The sequence below is a fragment of the Periweissella cryptocerci genome (assembly GCF_004358325.1).
GTDB classification, from domain to species: domain Bacteria; phylum Bacillota; class Bacilli; order Lactobacillales; family Lactobacillaceae; genus Periweissella; species Periweissella cryptocerci.
The window spans coordinates 764,975-781,228 of record NZ_CP037940.1; the positions used below are offsets into that span (position 1 = coordinate 764,975).

Below are 16,254 nucleotides of genomic sequence, written 5' to 3' on the forward strand. Positions count from 1 at the left end.
TGTTTAACTTCAAGATAACCATTGCCACTGTAGTGAGTAATAACTGAATTCTACTAATCCAGCTAAAAATCTCTTTGGCTTTGGAGAAGTGCTTATCTTCAGGCATTGAATTCTTACTTAACACAGAGCAGTACCTTGTTTGTTTAAGAAATTGCTGTTCACAGTATACACTGTTTAGTGGGGGATAATTCAATTATTAAGGTATTTTTATTGAATTATAATATGAGAAAGAGACTATTGCGGGATATGTGTGCAATAGTCTCTTTTAGATGTTTAATTAATAAAATATTTACGTAGTGCTTCTCGGTTATTCGTTGGCACATTAAAAAATGTTGCCTCACGTTGTTGATACAACTCGCTAACTCCATGCTGTTGAAATTGTTCAAGAGTATCAATCAATTCATCAGCCGAATGACTAATTGGTCCAAAACCATCCTCAAGCGGTAAATCTAAGCGGTTATATGTGTGATTTCCATTTGCAAATTCATTTTCATCCATCAAGTAATAAAATATCGGTACTTGACCATACACAAAATCAAAAACAAATGACGAATAATCTGTAATATAAGCCGCATAACTGGCCGGTTGACCATTAACTCTCACAAATTTAATCCGATCTGAAGACAGCTTAAAATTCTTTTCATAATCACGGAAATTGGGGTGCAATTTCACATCTAGGTACATATCATTTGACTCAAGGAAAATAGCTAACTTAGCACTATTCAACAATGCCATTACGCCTGCATAAAATTCCGATTCTCGTAAGTATGCATCGTTTAATTGCCACTTTCCGTCTACATAACCCGATGAAAGCTTGGCTCGCCATGTGGGACCATACAATATGTGATTAGATTTTGTAACATTTTCAGCTAATTGAGAATCAAACCGTGGTGCACCAAGTAGCACAACTTGTGTTTCATCATAATGATAATTATCAATCAAATTTTGTTTTTCAAATTCTGAAGACGCAACAACGTAATCAAAAATAGTTTTCTCACGCGAATAAAGACGGGTAAAATGTGCATGTAACACACCGTGACCGAAGTAGATAATTTTTGTTTGAATCATTGAGCCCAGCATACCGTATTCTAAACGATCAAATGGTGAGAAGCGATTATAATCAGTAAATGAAGTAAATTCATATTTTGCATGCACGTATAACGCTTTGTGCGCCGCCGACCCACGAACGACTAATTTATCCTCATCAATATTTGCCACTTGCTCTGCTTGAACAGTATCTGGTGTATATACATAGTAACGACTCACACCATCATCCACATTAATATCATGTTGAAATTGAATAAACCCGTTATCCGTAACATTTAAATCATCTGAATATAGCCAAACTTCAGTGTTCATTTGACTAGCGTTAACAACCGCCTCAATTAAATCTGGATGGGTCGTCTCAAGCGCCTTCATTTTTGCATCATCAAGTTTAGCGGCTTCCTCATCTGAAACCTGCTCAACTTTAATTGCATTCTTAGTCTTCGTAAATGATAACCCTTCGTATGCTACTGTTTGAACATTCAGCGGGTCAGACCACACACGGTTGTTAACATAAATAAACTCTGTTGATAGATACTCATGTCCGTTAATCAGATAACGAATTTTCAATTCCGTATCGTTAAGATTCGCTAACTTCAGTGAATAATCAAAACCGTTAAAGTAGTTTGTCTCATTTCGTGAGTGGAAATTTCCAAAACCTGAATGGTACAATCGTAAATCAATTACTTCATCATTCAATAATAATTGTACCTTCAAATCAAAACGCTCTTGATATGGTAATCGAGCATACCCAGAGAAGCTCAATAGTCCATCACGCAATACAATGTCAGTTATTGTTGTCTCAAATCCCTTTTCTTTACCAATTCTTGTCAAATCATGTTCAAAGACAATTCCGTCTTCTTCATACAAATATGTTACTGGAGTACTTTGCATTCCAATTAGTTCATATTTGTGTAACCGATCAACGCCTGGAAAACGCATAATTGATTTTTCATCGACTAAATCAAGGTAATTCGCTAGCTTATTCTTTGACTCTTCCAACATAACACCGGTTAAAGATTGATCAATTAAGTAACTATTCACGAAACGATCAGCAACCTGCTTTACCAAGAGTTGTTGGGCATAACGCATTAATGACCCATTCTTACGAGTATAGTTAGCTTTTAATTTATCAAAATATGGCACTAATCCATCAATACCACCAAGCTCGCTTAAGTAACTGCTGGCAATAGCTGGTCCGTTTTCCATAACGCCGGCCTTAAACGCCAAACCAATTGACTTAGACTTTGCAATATAGTGGGCAAAGTAGTCATCTACAGCTTGATACTTAATGCTCCCATCGAACAAATAACCATCATTTTCTACAATAACACTGCGTAGTTCAGGTACATAAAATGTTCGTAACTCACTCGTGAACACATATACATCAGTTTCCTGAGTGAATTTCTCGTCATTATTTGCAATACGCTTATATAATTTCTCGCGTTGCTCAGTTAGGACATTGGTTCCATTATCATCGATAGTAAATGCACTTAACTGCATAACCTTCGTTTTATCCCAAGTGGAATCATTTAACAAAGTCTTCAAAGTCTTTGCTAACACTTCATCCCCCGCTTGTAAAAATAATAAATACTTGGTTGTAGCGCTCGTAATTGCATTATTTCGTTCTTCCAATGAACCATTCGTCAGAACATAATCGTAGCTAAAAAACAATCCTTGCTTCTTCAATGATGCCAGTGTCTTTGCAACGTCACCATCATTTTGATTATCAATAATAACGGTCGCTAATTTAGCCATGCTAACTAGACCTTCCATTCCATAATTGTTTTACCCCATCCATTGCTATTATCCGCCTCGAATGCAGCAATAGCATCCTCAACAGAAGTTACCGGAACTTTAAGAGAAACTAACAAACGCATTTCTTCCAGTAATTCATCTTTTCCTGATAGCAACTTAACAACATCTTCAAAATCTTGTTTCGTCGAACGGCTGCTTCCAATGAGCGTTAATCCTTTTTCTAAGATCATTCGGGTATTAACTGGGATTTCGTTCTCAGAAACCCCCATCAATACTACCGATCCTTCAGGTTTAATGTGGTCAATAATTTGAGAAATTGCATCGTGTGAACCATTTCCACCAGTCGCCTCAACGGCCATGCTTAATTCTAAGTCATCTGGGATTGCATCAGTCACATAAGTTTTCGTAGCAAATGAATAGTAGCTCAATTTATAGTCATGATGACCAAATACGTAAATTTTCATTTCAGGAAGCAATACATGTAATATTGCTGCAGTCATGTAGCTAACGTTCCCATCACCCCAGATTCCAACACTCTCTCGATCTGGACCAGCCACACGTAACAAGCGAGTAGCTGCTTGATAACCAACCGAAATCATTTCAGTAAATGCTGCAACTTCACTATCAAAATCAGTAGGTAATTTAACAACTCGTTCTGCATCTGAAATAACATATTCTTGCATCAATCCATCAAAACCTGAAGAACGAAATTTTGAACTAGGTAAGTAATTTTCGGCAATAGTATCACTATGTTCAACTGGGGTTGTTGGTACAATAATTACTTCATCCCCTGGATTAAATTCAGGGCTTTTTGATTCAACAACAGTCCCCATACCTTCATGAATCAGTGCCATTGGTATTTTTTTTGCAAGAACTTCTGGGCTACGTTGAAATGCATAGTACCGTTGATCCGCATGGCAAAGTGACAAAAGTTTTGGACGTACAACAACCTGTCCTTCTTTTAAATTCTCCTCAATCAGAGCAACCTCAAATTGTTTAGCTGAAACCAATCGGTAAACGTGGTTTAACATTTACTAGTCCTCCCGTTTGCCAACTAAGGCTTGTGCCATGTTTAAATCAAAACTTGTTGTTACCTTAAAGTTTGACTGATCCCCCGTAACGATATGAACACCATCTCCCTTAAGCACCATAATTTTGGCCGCATCAGTTAATGTTTCTTTTTCATCATCAGTTAGTGAAGCAAATGCTGTAACTAGTTTTTTGATGTTAAATGATTGTGGCGTTTGACCTTGATACATGGCTGACCGCTGTGGAATATCAGTTAAAATATTATCGTGTGCCTCCACAATTGTATCAATAGCTGGAATTACGGTATCCACAGCACCATATTCCAATACACCGTCAATATTATCTTCAATGATTCGATGTGTGATAAATGGACGTACTGAATCATGCGTGATAATTACGTCATCATCGTTCAAGCCAAATTCATTATCAATTGCCTTGATACCATTCATTAAAGTAGCATTACGGTCTGCACCACCCTCTACCACTCGAATCCGTTCGTCAGAATCTAAAAATTCTTTTACGAGATTTTTCATATAGCTAACCCATGCCATAGGTACTACTACTACAATTACATTAAAACGTGAATTTAAAAGAAATTTTTCCAATGTGTGAATCACAATTGGCTTAGTACCTAATGTTAAAAATTGTTTTGGCATCGGAACATTGCCCATTCGGGTACCTTTACCACCAGCTAAAATTTCTGCATAAATCATTTTTATATTCTCCTCTATGATTAATTATTTTAATAACTCTATTATATCAAAGTTTACTTCTGCTCTTTGAAAATAAATGCCTGCTTGCAAAGACGAGTACAAATAACAAGTGAACTCCTACAATTATATTATTACCTCTTACTTTTTGCCAATTTCATCAGATTGCGCATTTCAATTCAGTCAAAATCTATATTGCTCACAATCGATTGATTTGCATACGTTCAATTAAGTCTCAAGTTGAGCCAACTTCTTTATAAAAAAACAGATAATCCCGCAAGAATATGGATTACCTGTTTTTAATTTATTAAAATTAAGATGACTCAGCGGATTATTAAGTTTTCCGCCATGTTTTTTCTTAATTATTAGGTTTAATTCTTTTTATCCTTAAGACGCTTACGTTTTCGTTGCCATGCTGCAAATTCTATTTTTCGCTCAATAATAAATTGAACTTTTTTACTTGAACGAGCCACTGACATATCAAATGAACGAGTTCCACGTTTCAATTCTTTAATTGGCTTAAAGAGTGCACTTTTGGCGCGGATTAATGGTGCATACTGTTCCGGTGTACCATCTAGTGCAATGTTGTCTTCAAGTGGTGCAAATACACGAATAATATTTTCATCGTCGGGATTTTCATGGAAATAATTAATTGCGAAATCAAATAATTCACGATCCAATAAAATGCGATTTTTAACCTCTAACCGGGCATACCGTTTTGCAAACGATACCGTATGTTTAGAAAATTTACGAGCAAATTTATTTGGCCGATCCTCAATAACTGGTACGACTTTACCATCTGCAGTTCGTTCGTATTCAGTCAAAGAATTCATTGGCACTCGTGCAAAAATTGATTCAATAAACGTCAAACTAGCAGCATCCGACGTAAATCGAGTCCTTATGGAATGGCCCGTTGTACCATAAATGCTTCGAGCATAATAAAATTCTGTTGGAATTTCCCGCCCTGCTGCATCTTCAAGTAAGTTGGTTAAACTATCTTGTGTGTATCCACGTCCCCAAAATTCTACAAAGACAAATTTTTCATCAAAGTTAATTTCACTTTTCAAATAGTCTCGAACTAATTCACGTCGTTCTGCACCGATTTTTACTAAGTGTTCACGATACCCTTTTGAATTTTTGGCTGCGCTACGAATACGATCACGATCACGTCCCGTATATGGTGTTTGCTTAACTTTCAAATCACCAAGCATAGGGAAAAATTCATCAAATTCATCATCTGTAAGAATCCCAGTTCGAAGAATATCCTCGTATTTTTTAACACTACTCTGAAACAATCCAAAGACACTAAATGCAGCGTCATCAACTTCGTGGACATAACCTGGAATTCGCCATGCCTTACGAGAACCGTAAATCAACTTTGTTTTCATTGATAATCCCTGCTCATCAATAATTGCATCTGCAAGTTCTTTCAAAAACACCCCATCTCGAGAGATAAAGTACATCGTATCAACATTATCGTTAATTGCTCGACGAATTGCCCAATCAACGTAAGGAACTAAATACAACCCAGTGTAGCCTTTAGCAAAATAGCGTTCAGCTCGAACTTGTGTGTTAGCATCTACATATGTTTTACTACGACGATCCTTACGGAAAATATTGGCAACCAAATAGCTCTCATAGCTACGAACTTTCTCTACTAAAGATTGTTCATAATCATTAAATCCCATTAATTTATGGTTAACTGTTTCGATTCCCAACCGTTTAGGTGCACGTTTATCCGCTCTTGGATTATCTCCGTAATGAACCCAATGCTCAAAGTGATAACGCATATTGAAAAACACGTACTTAAACAGCAATAGTGTAGTTTTTTGATACCCAACATCCGTTGATAAATATAATGGAAGCTTATCGAGTCGTGCATCAGCATGATGTAACATTGCCTTGACTGTTTCATATGGCAAATACATATCACTGATTAGTACAACCTCATCACCATTTGCTAATTGTTCTTCAATTTGTTCAATTCGCCAATCAATAGGATCCGCGTTCTTAATTTCAATTTCTTTTTCTTTTTCAGCTAGAAAATTCACTTGTTCTTGATTGAGAGAATGAATTTCAGCCATCCGATTAAAGATATCCATAAATTCAATTTCAATAACATCTGATTCACGTTCAAATTGCGTTTTACGTTTGTAATCACGCGCATCAAATTCCGCTTGATGTCGAACTTCAGGGTAATTATCAATCACATATCTTGGGAAATTCAGACCACTTTCTCGCAGTTGTTCTTGAACGTAAAAAAATATTCCCTCTGGAACTCCAACAGTTCGTTTAATTAACGTGTCAAAAATATCGTATGAATGTAAAGTTGGTAGTCCTTCGTTCGCTGGCAATTTGTATTGCAAAACAAAATCAATCATCGCATCGATTCCATCACGCCCATTGGCATGACTGAAAAAATATTCTTGAATACGATTACGGGCCGCTGTGTCAAGCATGGCATCCATATTAGGACTACGAAGTATTTGTAATAGCGTCTCAAAATCATTTACCACTTCACCATAAGTTTCATCGTAATAACGTTCCATAAGTGGTTGATATGATAAATATTCTTCAAAATCAGGTGTGTATCGAACAAAATGATCTTGCCCACTAGCCATTAAATCATAAAAAATTGATGAATAATCAATGATTGTGTAGTCAATCTGATTAAACAATTCATAAATATCTTGTCCGTTTTCAATAAAGACAGTTCGTGGCTTATCAACAAACTCCTTTAAAATTTGTTGATAGGTTCCGTCAGTTCGCATCTTTGGATGCAAATTGATAATCAACATTGAATTACTTGCTTCTAACGCATCGTAAACCGCGTTCATATCTGGAATGAGCATATCAAAAGAACCTGTAATACCAGCATCCCGATATGTCGGTGCAAACATTACAACTTTAGTATCTGAACTCACCCCAGCTGCTTGACGTAAATCAACAGCATTTGAATTGACAATTTTATTCAATTCAACGCGAGGATATCCACCTTTTATAAATCGTTCCTCGGGCACCATCACATTGTCCGCAAAATGTTTGTCCATTTCTTCCGATGTACTAAGGAATAACGTTCGCCGTGAAAAAATGTCAGTATACTTAATATACTTCTTCATAATTCGTGTAGATAATGTACCGTTAAATGGCGAGTTCATTTCAATTTTCTTTAATCCAACGCCATGCCATAAATTCAAAAACACTATGTTTTCATTAAGTTCTTCAGGGTAATATTCGCGGAATTGATCCTCCACGTATACTGAAGCAGTTTTGTACAGACGACTAGCTTGTGTACTATCACGTAATACGATATTAATTTCTGGGTTTGCTTTTTTAATTTCTTGTAGGCGATTTTTATTATCAGCAATCCACCATATTTCAATATCATTTCGGAATTGATTAATGTATTGGTATAGCCACTTGGGATTACCAATAAAATCACTTGCACCGAATATCCACGTATTCTTCATTCCTAAATCTCCTTAACGTAATTAACTACAAATAAAGCTCAAATACTGCTATAAATCATTATGTACTGCAATGATATATGGCCATCAAGTAACGTAGCACAAGATGTTTTATAAACTCATTTAATACTGACACGAATAAGGATAATCTTTTATTAACCCTATCCTTATCAATTATGACATTACGCATGTCATTATTCAATTTACGATTTCATTTCAACTTTTTTAATCTTACTACAATATTGATATAACCTTAAAAATATTTAAACTTATATCGGTGATTTTTACTTCGTTAGTTCTTATCCTGATTTTCATCCTGATGATATTCTGATAATTCAATTTCGGTGCTATATCGTTGATACTACTATGTTCACATTAAATCTACGTCACGCCATGGTATCTTGTCCATAAATGTAAATACTTCATAAAGTTTAGATAATATGTTTTTTTATTGAATCTGTGCGCAATTCATATTTTCTTCATTTAAATTTGAAATACTTAGTATAGTAGAAAAATATTTATAGAAGGAGAATTATTATGATAAAGAACAGAAAAAAAATCCGAAATGTGATGGTTACAAGTTTTGCTCTCTTAGCATTAGTTGCCGTACCAATTGGTGCAGACGCAAAGAAAAAAATAAAACCAAAACAAGTTACTATCACAGTGAAATATATTAGCGATAAGGGTGAGCAGTTATCACAAAATTATTCAGTTAAGGTAAAATATGGCAAAACGTATAAACTAAAAGTCCCCTCACGAAGTGTTAAGGGCTATCAATTAATTACTACAAAAAAAATATATACTATAAAAAAGGTTAAAAAAGCAAAAACAATCACCATCAAATATACCCCAAAGACCTATTCAATTAAGTATGAAGCCTGGAGTAATGGCAAAAAATTAGGGGATATTTATACTAATGCAAATGCAAAATATGGTTCAAAATATAATTATACAAATAAAAAAGATTTTTATGGTTATAACCGAACTACGCAGGAAAACACAAAATCAAAAACGGTTACTGGAAATCACGTTATTCGTTTTCAATATTCACGTAATCGCTACAAGGTAACTGAAATTGGGAAAGTAGATGGAAAACAACTGTATAAAAACGAATTCAATGTAAATTACCTAGATTCCATTGACAGAACTCCGCTAGAAGCTCCTGGATATGAAGCAACAAACGGAAAAATAACTACTACAATTGAGCGTGATACAACTATTACTCACCAATATAAAAACATAGGTGGTGTAACATATGAACCCATTAGTGTAAATCCAACTAGGTTAGAGTTTGGCACAAAGCAACTGACAGGGAATACAATTACAGGAACCCGCATTATTAGTGCAAACCAAGGTAAGGGTCGTGTTGAAGTTCTCTTGAACAACAAAATTATTGGAACAGCTAACGTTGGTAGCAACGGAACATATAATGTGAGTTTGAATCAGCCAATCAGTAAAGGGAGCACTTTTTTGATTCGAACGATTGATCGTGATAGTGAAGCAGTTGTTAATTCTGAAACATTCACTACGCCATCTTGGAATATGCCCGCCGCATCCACATTAGGGTCGGTTACGAATTTGTCAGACATTATGAACAATGTCAAAACCCTCGCTACCACTATTAATACTATTTCAACTGGGCTAAGTTTTACAGATACTCCAAATATCATCCATTCAACAAATCATACAAGCGCAAACAACTTTTATGAGACTACAGCGAACACACTAACACCAATTTCTCCAAGTACCAATTTAGCAAGAAGTTTTAGCACGGCATTTTTCCTACCTGACGAAACAATACCGGGATTTCCATTTTCTGCACCACAAAATATGATGATTGTTGGCAATTATCTATATGAAGTGATTGCGAGTGGTAACAAAGGACGAATCGTTCGTTATGACATGGAAACAATGAAAAATGCCGGTTTAGACGCAAATGGCAATAATGCAGATGTATTGCGAAAAATAGCAACGAGCGTCCGTTACAATCGCTTTGTAACAAACAAACAATACGATTTGATGCAACAGCATGTTTTGATTGGTAACGAATTTAATCTAGGTCATGGACAAGGTTTCGCAGTAAACTATCAAGATAATTCTCTGTGGTTCTTAGCCAATCCAGATGGTGTAACCAAAAACAGACTTTACAAAATTAACGCAAACTCGTTAACTCCAGAAAAAGAATATAGTTTTACCATAACAAACCCTTGGGGAACTGAACTAAACGGCCCCAAAAATTTTGCATTTGATGATCAAGGCAATTTTTTCATTGCATTTAAGCATACTGGTGCAGATGGTAATGATCGTAAAAATGGCGATCTTTTCTTCTACAAAGGAACTTTCAATAATGAAACTTCAACGATGGTGATGGAACAAGATACACAAGTTATTAACTCAGTTCCTGGTAACAATATTCAAGCAATTGCCTTTAATAAACATAATGGTAATTTGTATGTTCAAACTGATGGGGCATATATTGCTCTTCCAGCTACTGCAATTGTGAATGATACCTTGACCACAGATGACATAACAACTGCGGTGTATGGAACAATGACTGGCGGTGTTCGTGAATCAGAAGGCATGTCTTTTGATGACGATGGTTACGCCTATCAATTATTTAACTACGGTGCGGAAATTATGAAGTCAATTAATCCAGATAATGGAATACCAGATTCGGATTAATTCGTTCAAAAATTATGCTAAAAAGAACTGGTACAATTGTCTAATTGTAGACCCATATTAACGGTTAAATAAAAATAAGATCCCGCCATTTACGTTTTAACAAACGTAAATGGCGGGATCTTTGATATTTTAGGGGTTGTGGCCCCTTTTTAACTAGTTATGCCTATTACTCTCACTTTTACCGTGATATATTACTTTATTGTTTTGCTGAGCCAAAAAATTTTTTATTCCGATCGCAACAAGAGGTAAATACAATGGCATAAATTGAATTAAGTAGCGAGAACGTCCACCTTCAAACATAAGTAAGAACATCATTCCACCTAAAAAGCTTAACCGTAAAACACGTATCGCAAAACTCCCATCGGCAAAACTCATAATCATCATTAGTAATACAAACACCCATATAACTTGGAAATACGTCTGACGATACTTTTGTTGCGCACCATATGGCCAAACAAACATCTGAATATACTTTGTCAATTTATTTAAATTATCTTGCTTTGGAATTGCAGTTCCTGAAATTCCCCAAGCAAAGCTTCCATCAGCAGTGTTCACAAAATTCTTTTTAACAAGAAATTTGACAAAGCCAACTACACCAAATTTGCGAAGTCTATTCCTTATTTCTGTCCATCCAAACTGTGCCCGATCTTTTTCCGGGACTTCAACCATCGCCCGATCGTCTGGCGAATTATGACCACCAAGAAAATCAGTTATATTTCCTTTTTTTAGTGGTTCATCATATAATCCAATGTAAATCCAAAAATTAAATGGCATTTTATCTTTTACTTCTAATCTGACAATTTGTTGGTGTTGATTAAATTCAGATAACCCTTTTTGTAGCCCAGCAATTCCCATAACCATAACAAAAAGCACAACCAATAATTTTACTAGATTTCTTTTACTAAAGTACATTACTAGATAGGCAACCCCAATAATAACAAGTGCCATAAAAGGAATTACACTTGATGGTTTAATAATAAAGGCTAATCCCACACTTACTGCAAAAACTAACAGTAACACAATATTTTTTAATGACATCTCAAACTTTTTCATCACTAAAACCAACATAAAGAATGCTAATGATACGAAAAAAGTAACCATTGTATCAGTGTACGGAATAATGACAAATGGAGACATACCATAAAATAAAACACCCACTATCATCACGACATATCCAACATTTTTACCTATTAACTTATGAGCGGCTAATGACGAGAACATGAGCGTCCCATCAATAAATAGTATATTAAATGCGACTTCAACGTACCACTGTCCCTCATTCGCAATTGACGTAGGTAACACTACTAACCAATGGCTTAAAAAATAGAACCAATAAAAAAGCGGCAAATTGTTTGGAAATTTCGATAAATAATACGAATAATCACCATGCGGTAACATCAACGCCGCATCATGAACACCGCCAACATCAGCCTTTAAAACGGATACACCATTAGTCAGCATGATTAGCTGATAGACTATCATTGCGGCTACTGCAATCAACACGATTGGACGAATACGAAATTTCACCCACATCAATATTCGTTGCATAAGCTCATTCCCTTTAGTTTTCCAAACAACAAATAAGAAAATAAAAACTGCTAATATTAACGGATAGAATAATAATTGGTAGTTAGACTGTAAATTAACTTGTAAACCTTGTGGAAATACAATCGTACTTTGTAAGACATGCGGAAATATAATAGCACCGAACAAAATAATTACCAAAGATATCGCAGTAAGCCAATCAAAAAACTTCAAAAATAATTTCATCATTATTTATCTACCTTGGTGTATGTATCATCTTGAATCGTGAATCGTGGACGGTGTTTAACTTCATTAAATATTTTACCAATATATTCTCCAATCACTGATATACCAATCAACTGCACACCGCCAAGAAACCAAAGAGAAATCATCAATGATGACCATCCTTGAGCTGTATTCCCACGTGCATGTTCAAGGACCGCATAGACTAAAATACCTACTGCAACGATAACAACCGCAACTCCAAGCGTCATAATTGCTCGAATTGGCACAACCGAAAATGATGAAATACCATCCCAAGCAAATTTAAGCATCTTTTTTAATGGATACTTTGATTCACCAGCAAATCGTTCTTTACGGGCATAATAAACCTTTGTACTTGGAAAACCAACTAACGGAACAATACCTCGGATAAATAAATTTTCTTCTTTGAATTTCAAAAACTCGAGTACTGCGCGTTGGCTCATTAAACGATAATCCGCATGATTAGGAACCATATCAACGCCTAATTTCTTCATGATGCCGTAAAATGTGAGCGCTGTCGACCGCTTGAATGCAGTATCAGTATCACGATTATCACGAACTCCATAAACCACATCGAAGCCTGCGTAATATTGATCAACCATTTTTTCAATTGCATTAACATCATCTTGTAAATCTGCATCAATAGTAATCATCATATCCGCATCTTTAGACGCAGTAACTAATCCAGCTACTAAAGCATTTTGGTGCCCAAAATTACGACTGAAATTAATTCCGGTTACTAATTCATTATTTTTTTGTTCATTAATTATTAAATTCCAAGTGTTATCCTTTGAACCGTCATTAACAAATAATATTTTACTATCCGCGCTCACCTTATTACTGCTAATCATTCCTTCAAGTATTTCGGTTATTTCTTTCACTGTTTCCGGAAAAACTTCTTCTTCGTTATATGCGGGAATGACAATCACTAATTTTTTTACGACCACTGCTCTTTCCTCTTCTTTCATTTCACGTGTAATATATATTGCACTATATTTTGTTCACATAGGTTTTCATTTCGTTAACTATGTTATTATTTTAACCATTATCAACGAATCATTTCTTACATCCAATACCATTAAATTTCCATAAACTTACTCAACTTCTTCGTATTTGTATACCAATATGATAATTAATGAATTAATTTTCTAACTACTAGCACTTTATATGTAAGCATGGCACAACCTTTTTGATTTTAGCATAGATACACTTCCAACTTAAGTAAATAGCTCATGTTGTTACAACATTTTAATACTGCATATCCAAATTTTATATAAAATGAGTAAATATAGAATCACCACAACTAGGGGGAACTCATGAAAAAAATATTTTTATTATTTATATCTCCACTCATTGCCTTAATGATAGCTACATGTATTGTTCATCAAACGGCCTCACATGTTTCTAATCAGCCACTCAACATCTATCTAGTACGTCATGGGCAAACCATTTTAAATACGCATAGCCGAATTCAGGGTTGGAGCGATTCACCTTTAACCGCTACAGGTATCGCTCAGGCATCAACAGTTGGTAAAAATATGCACAAACTCAATTTTATTGCGGCGTATTCTGCTGACAATCAACGTACTAATGACACAGCACGCTTGATTCTCAAAAATGCTAATGATTCAGTTAAAATTCAAAAGTTAAAATATCTCCGTGAAGGATATTACGGTAGCTTCGAAGGTGATAAAACAACTACCTATACCAACAAATTGCCAAAAGTATATGATTTAAATTCTGACACACAATTGCGACAAAAATATTCATCTACTTACTGGCAACACATTCAAAATGCATACGCTAAATTGGATACATCACATGAAGCTGAAGCATCTAGCAAAGCCGTTTCACGATTCAACACTGCATTAAAAAAAATTACGGCCAAGCACACCCATGGTAACGTACTCGTTGTGTCTTCTGGCATGGTTACCATGGAATGGCTCGAATCGCAACACATCAGAATTGATACCGTACGTATGTTGCCAAATAACAGTGTCACCAAACTCACTTACATAGATGGCAAGCTCAAGGTCGATTACTTTGGTAGTGAAGCATTCTTAAAATAAAATCAGCACAACAACTCAAACTTGAGATGTTGTGCTGATTTTGTTTATTCAAATGCTCACACAATATCCAATCATTTCACTTCCCGCGCCAAATAAATCGGGCGGTGCTTAACTTCAAGATAAATATTCCCGATGTAACGTCCGATAATGCCTAAAACAAGCAATTGGATGCCACCAATAAATAAGAAGATTGAAACCATTGATGGCCAGCCACCGACACTGGTATTGTTGACTAGCGCCCGTACGACGACAACTATCAGTGAAACACCTGAGATGGCAGCCATGACTGCTCCGAGGCCTGAGGCGATTAACAAAGGTGCCTCTGAAAAGGTTACGATACCTTCAATGGCGTACTTCAACAAGCTCCAGAATGACCATGAAGTAGTACCGGCGACTCGTTCGATATTTTTATATTCGAGGTATTTGGTTTTGAAGCCTACCCAACTGAAAATCCCCTTTGAGAAACGATTATATTCGGGCATTTCTAAAACTGCGTCAACCATTTGGCGGGACATGACCCGAAAATCGCGGGCACCATCGACCATTTCAGTTGATGAAATGCGGTTGATGAACTTATAGAACATCTTGGCAAAGAATGAGCGGATTTTTGACTCACCGTCACGTGTTACACGCCGGGTCCCGACTGCATCCCATTCACCAGAACGTACACCGGCAATCATTTCCGGCAATAATGTTGGTGGATCTTGCAAATCAATATCCATCACTGTCACTAACTCACCCGTTGCATGTTCTAAGCCAGCGTATAAGGCGGCTTCTTTACCAAAATTCCGGGAAAAAGTTACATAGTGCACATTGTCGTCAATTGCACTTAATTTCTTGATTTCGGCCAGCGTGTTGTCTTTTGATCCATCATCAACAAACCAATATTCATATTCAATATCGGTTAATGTCTTATGTACATCTTCCATCGCATTATAAAAAATACTTACCGTTTCTTCTTCATTATGAGAAGGCACAATAATTGATAATTTCATCTGTTTTTCTCCCATTGTATTGCTGTTGACTAGGCATTTACGTACCATCAGCAAATTCATCCATGCTTATTTTAGCATAGATTAAAATCAAGACCAAAAATCTGCTAGATTGTAATCACAACTTAATTAATTGCACATGTTTTGATTAACACGGTTGGCTTTGTACAAATGGAGCCATTTCGTTAATTCCTATTCAGGTTTGCCTTACCCTCGCATCAAAAAGCACAGTTCTCCATTCCCCAATGAGTCACTTCAATCTAACTACATAATGGCATCCTTAAAGGTGTCATTTTTTGAATCTTTCGCTCCGCATGAAGTTCCATTACCATCTCTGCGCGTTGGCACATGCCATGTTTCAGCCAATCGCCAAATTTCGTTGAGACGCTCACTTCCGCTTTGTGCTAGCATTTAATATCCCTTTGCAACAAAAAACTCGCTTTCCCCTTAACAAAAGAAAAACGAGCCACACAAATACATTTATTTTTTATCTGCCTTTTTTGTCTGGAACTTGGCCAGCAATTCGGCTTTGGCGGCTTGCTTTTGCTTCAAGCGGTCAGCTGGTTTGGCATTAACATCGCCCTTACCTGGTTTGTTATTGATTGTCATTTTCATAATTATTGATTCCCTTCACAATGCATTTGACTCGGTTAATCTAAACGATACTTACGTGAACTACCCTATTAATGATACACGGTCTTACGCGCGTAGTCAT

At 36.0% G+C, this 16,254-nt stretch carries 10 protein-coding genes; 2 read left to right on the forward strand and 8 right to left on the reverse strand.

The annotated features are described in order from the left end of the window. Positions 1-273 precede the first annotated feature (273 nt). From EQG49_RS03565 to EQG49_RS03580, 4 genes are all read right to left on the reverse strand, one after another. Positions 274-2,802 (reverse strand): CDP-glycerol glycerophosphotransferase family protein, encoded by a 2,529-nt coding sequence (locus tag EQG49_RS03565; protein WP_165964756.1) that lies wholly within the window; start codon positions 2,800-2,802, stop codon positions 274-276. 5 nt (positions 2,803-2,807) lie between these two features. Next, positions 2,808-3,833, reverse strand: a complete 1,026-nt coding sequence (locus EQG49_RS03570; protein ID WP_133362680.1) for an alcohol dehydrogenase catalytic domain-containing protein — start codon at positions 3,831-3,833, stop codon at positions 2,808-2,810. Positions 3,834-3,836: 3 nt separating this feature from the next. Then, positions 3,837-4,544, reverse strand: a complete 708-nt coding sequence (locus tag EQG49_RS03575) for an IspD/TarI family cytidylyltransferase (protein WP_133362681.1) — start codon at positions 4,542-4,544, stop codon at positions 3,837-3,839. Positions 4,545-4,912: 368 nt separating this feature from the next. Next, a complete protein-coding gene (locus tag EQG49_RS03580) occupies positions 4,913-8,011 on the reverse strand; it encodes a CDP-glycerol glycerophosphotransferase family protein (RefSeq protein WP_133362682.1) in 3,099 nt (1,032 codons plus the stop codon). A 534-nt stretch (positions 8,012-8,545) separates the two neighbouring features. Between EQG49_RS03580 and EQG49_RS03585 the strand changes: the two genes are divergently transcribed. Further along, the gene (locus EQG49_RS03585) at positions 8,546-10,690 is read left to right on the forward strand and encodes a hypothetical protein (protein ID WP_133362683.1); all 2,145 of its coding nucleotides are present in this window, start codon (positions 8,546-8,548) and stop codon (positions 10,688-10,690) included. Positions 10,691-10,843: 153 nt separating this feature from the next. On the opposite strand, the gene EQG49_RS03590 is transcribed toward EQG49_RS03585, so the two are convergent. Together EQG49_RS03590 and EQG49_RS03595 are read right to left on the reverse strand one after the other, a co-directional pair. Beyond that, positions 10,844-12,463 (reverse strand): glycosyltransferase family protein, encoded by a 1,620-nt coding sequence (locus EQG49_RS03590; protein ID WP_133362684.1) that lies wholly within the window; start codon positions 12,461-12,463, stop codon positions 10,844-10,846. Beyond that, positions 12,463-13,446 carry a glycosyltransferase family 2 protein gene (locus EQG49_RS03595; RefSeq protein ID WP_133362685.1) on the reverse strand — a complete coding sequence of 328 codons (984 nt, stop codon included), beginning with the start codon at positions 13,444-13,446 and terminating at the stop codon, positions 12,463-12,465. The genes EQG49_RS03590 and EQG49_RS03595 overlap by 1 nt, the downstream gene beginning before the upstream one ends. Positions 13,447-13,794: 348 nt before the next feature. Between EQG49_RS03595 and EQG49_RS03600 the strand changes: the two genes are divergently transcribed. Further along, complete coding sequence (locus EQG49_RS03600) at positions 13,795-14,547, forward strand: histidine phosphatase family protein (RefSeq protein WP_133362686.1); 753 nt, start codon at positions 13,795-13,797, stop codon at positions 14,545-14,547. Positions 14,548-14,618: 71 nt separating this feature from the next. Here EQG49_RS03600 and EQG49_RS03605 read toward each other — a convergent pair whose 3' ends face one another. Then, complete coding sequence (locus EQG49_RS03605) at positions 14,619-15,542, reverse strand: glycosyltransferase family 2 protein (protein ID WP_133362687.1); 924 nt, start codon at positions 15,540-15,542, stop codon at positions 14,619-14,621. Between the two features lie 477 nt (positions 15,543-16,019). Next, positions 16,020-16,154 (reverse strand): hypothetical protein, encoded by a 135-nt coding sequence (locus EQG49_RS14040; protein ID WP_279232819.1) that lies wholly within the window; start codon positions 16,152-16,154, stop codon positions 16,020-16,022. Positions 16,155-16,254 lie beyond the last annotated feature (100 nt).

Bases quoted from the DNA above. Each gene is read 5' to 3' on its own strand.
- EQG49_RS03595 (WP_133362685.1), bottom strand. From the start codon at position 13,446: ATGAAAGAAGAGGAAAGAGCAGTGGTCGTAAAAAAATTAGTGATTGTC.
- EQG49_RS03575 (WP_133362681.1), bottom strand. From the start codon at position 4,544: ATGATTTATGCAGAAATTTTAGCTGGTGGTAAAGGTACCCGAATGGGC.
- EQG49_RS03580 (WP_133362682.1), bottom strand. From the start codon at position 8,011: ATGAAGAATACGTGGATATTCGGTGCAAGTGATTTTATTGGTAATCCC.
- EQG49_RS03605 (WP_133362687.1), bottom strand. From the start codon at position 15,542: ATGAAATTATCAATTATTGTGCCTTCTCATAATGAAGAAGAAACGGTA.
- EQG49_RS03590 (WP_133362684.1), bottom strand. From the start codon at position 12,463: ATGATGAAATTATTTTTGAAGTTTTTTGATTGGCTTACTGCGATATCT.
- EQG49_RS03600 (WP_133362686.1), top strand. From the start codon at position 13,795: ATGAAAAAAATATTTTTATTATTTATATCTCCACTCATTGCCTTAATG.
- EQG49_RS03585 (WP_133362683.1), top strand. From the start codon at position 8,546: ATGATAAAGAACAGAAAAAAAATCCGAAATGTGATGGTTACAAGTTTT.
- EQG49_RS14040 (WP_279232819.1), bottom strand. From the start codon at position 16,154: ATGAAAATGACAATCAATAACAAACCAGGTAAGGGCGATGTTAATGCC.
- EQG49_RS03570 (WP_133362680.1), bottom strand. From the start codon at position 3,833: ATGTTAAACCACGTTTACCGATTGGTTTCAGCTAAACAATTTGAGGTT.
- EQG49_RS03565 (WP_165964756.1), bottom strand. From the start codon at position 2,802: ATGGCTAAATTAGCGACCGTTATTATTGATAATCAAAATGATGGTGAC.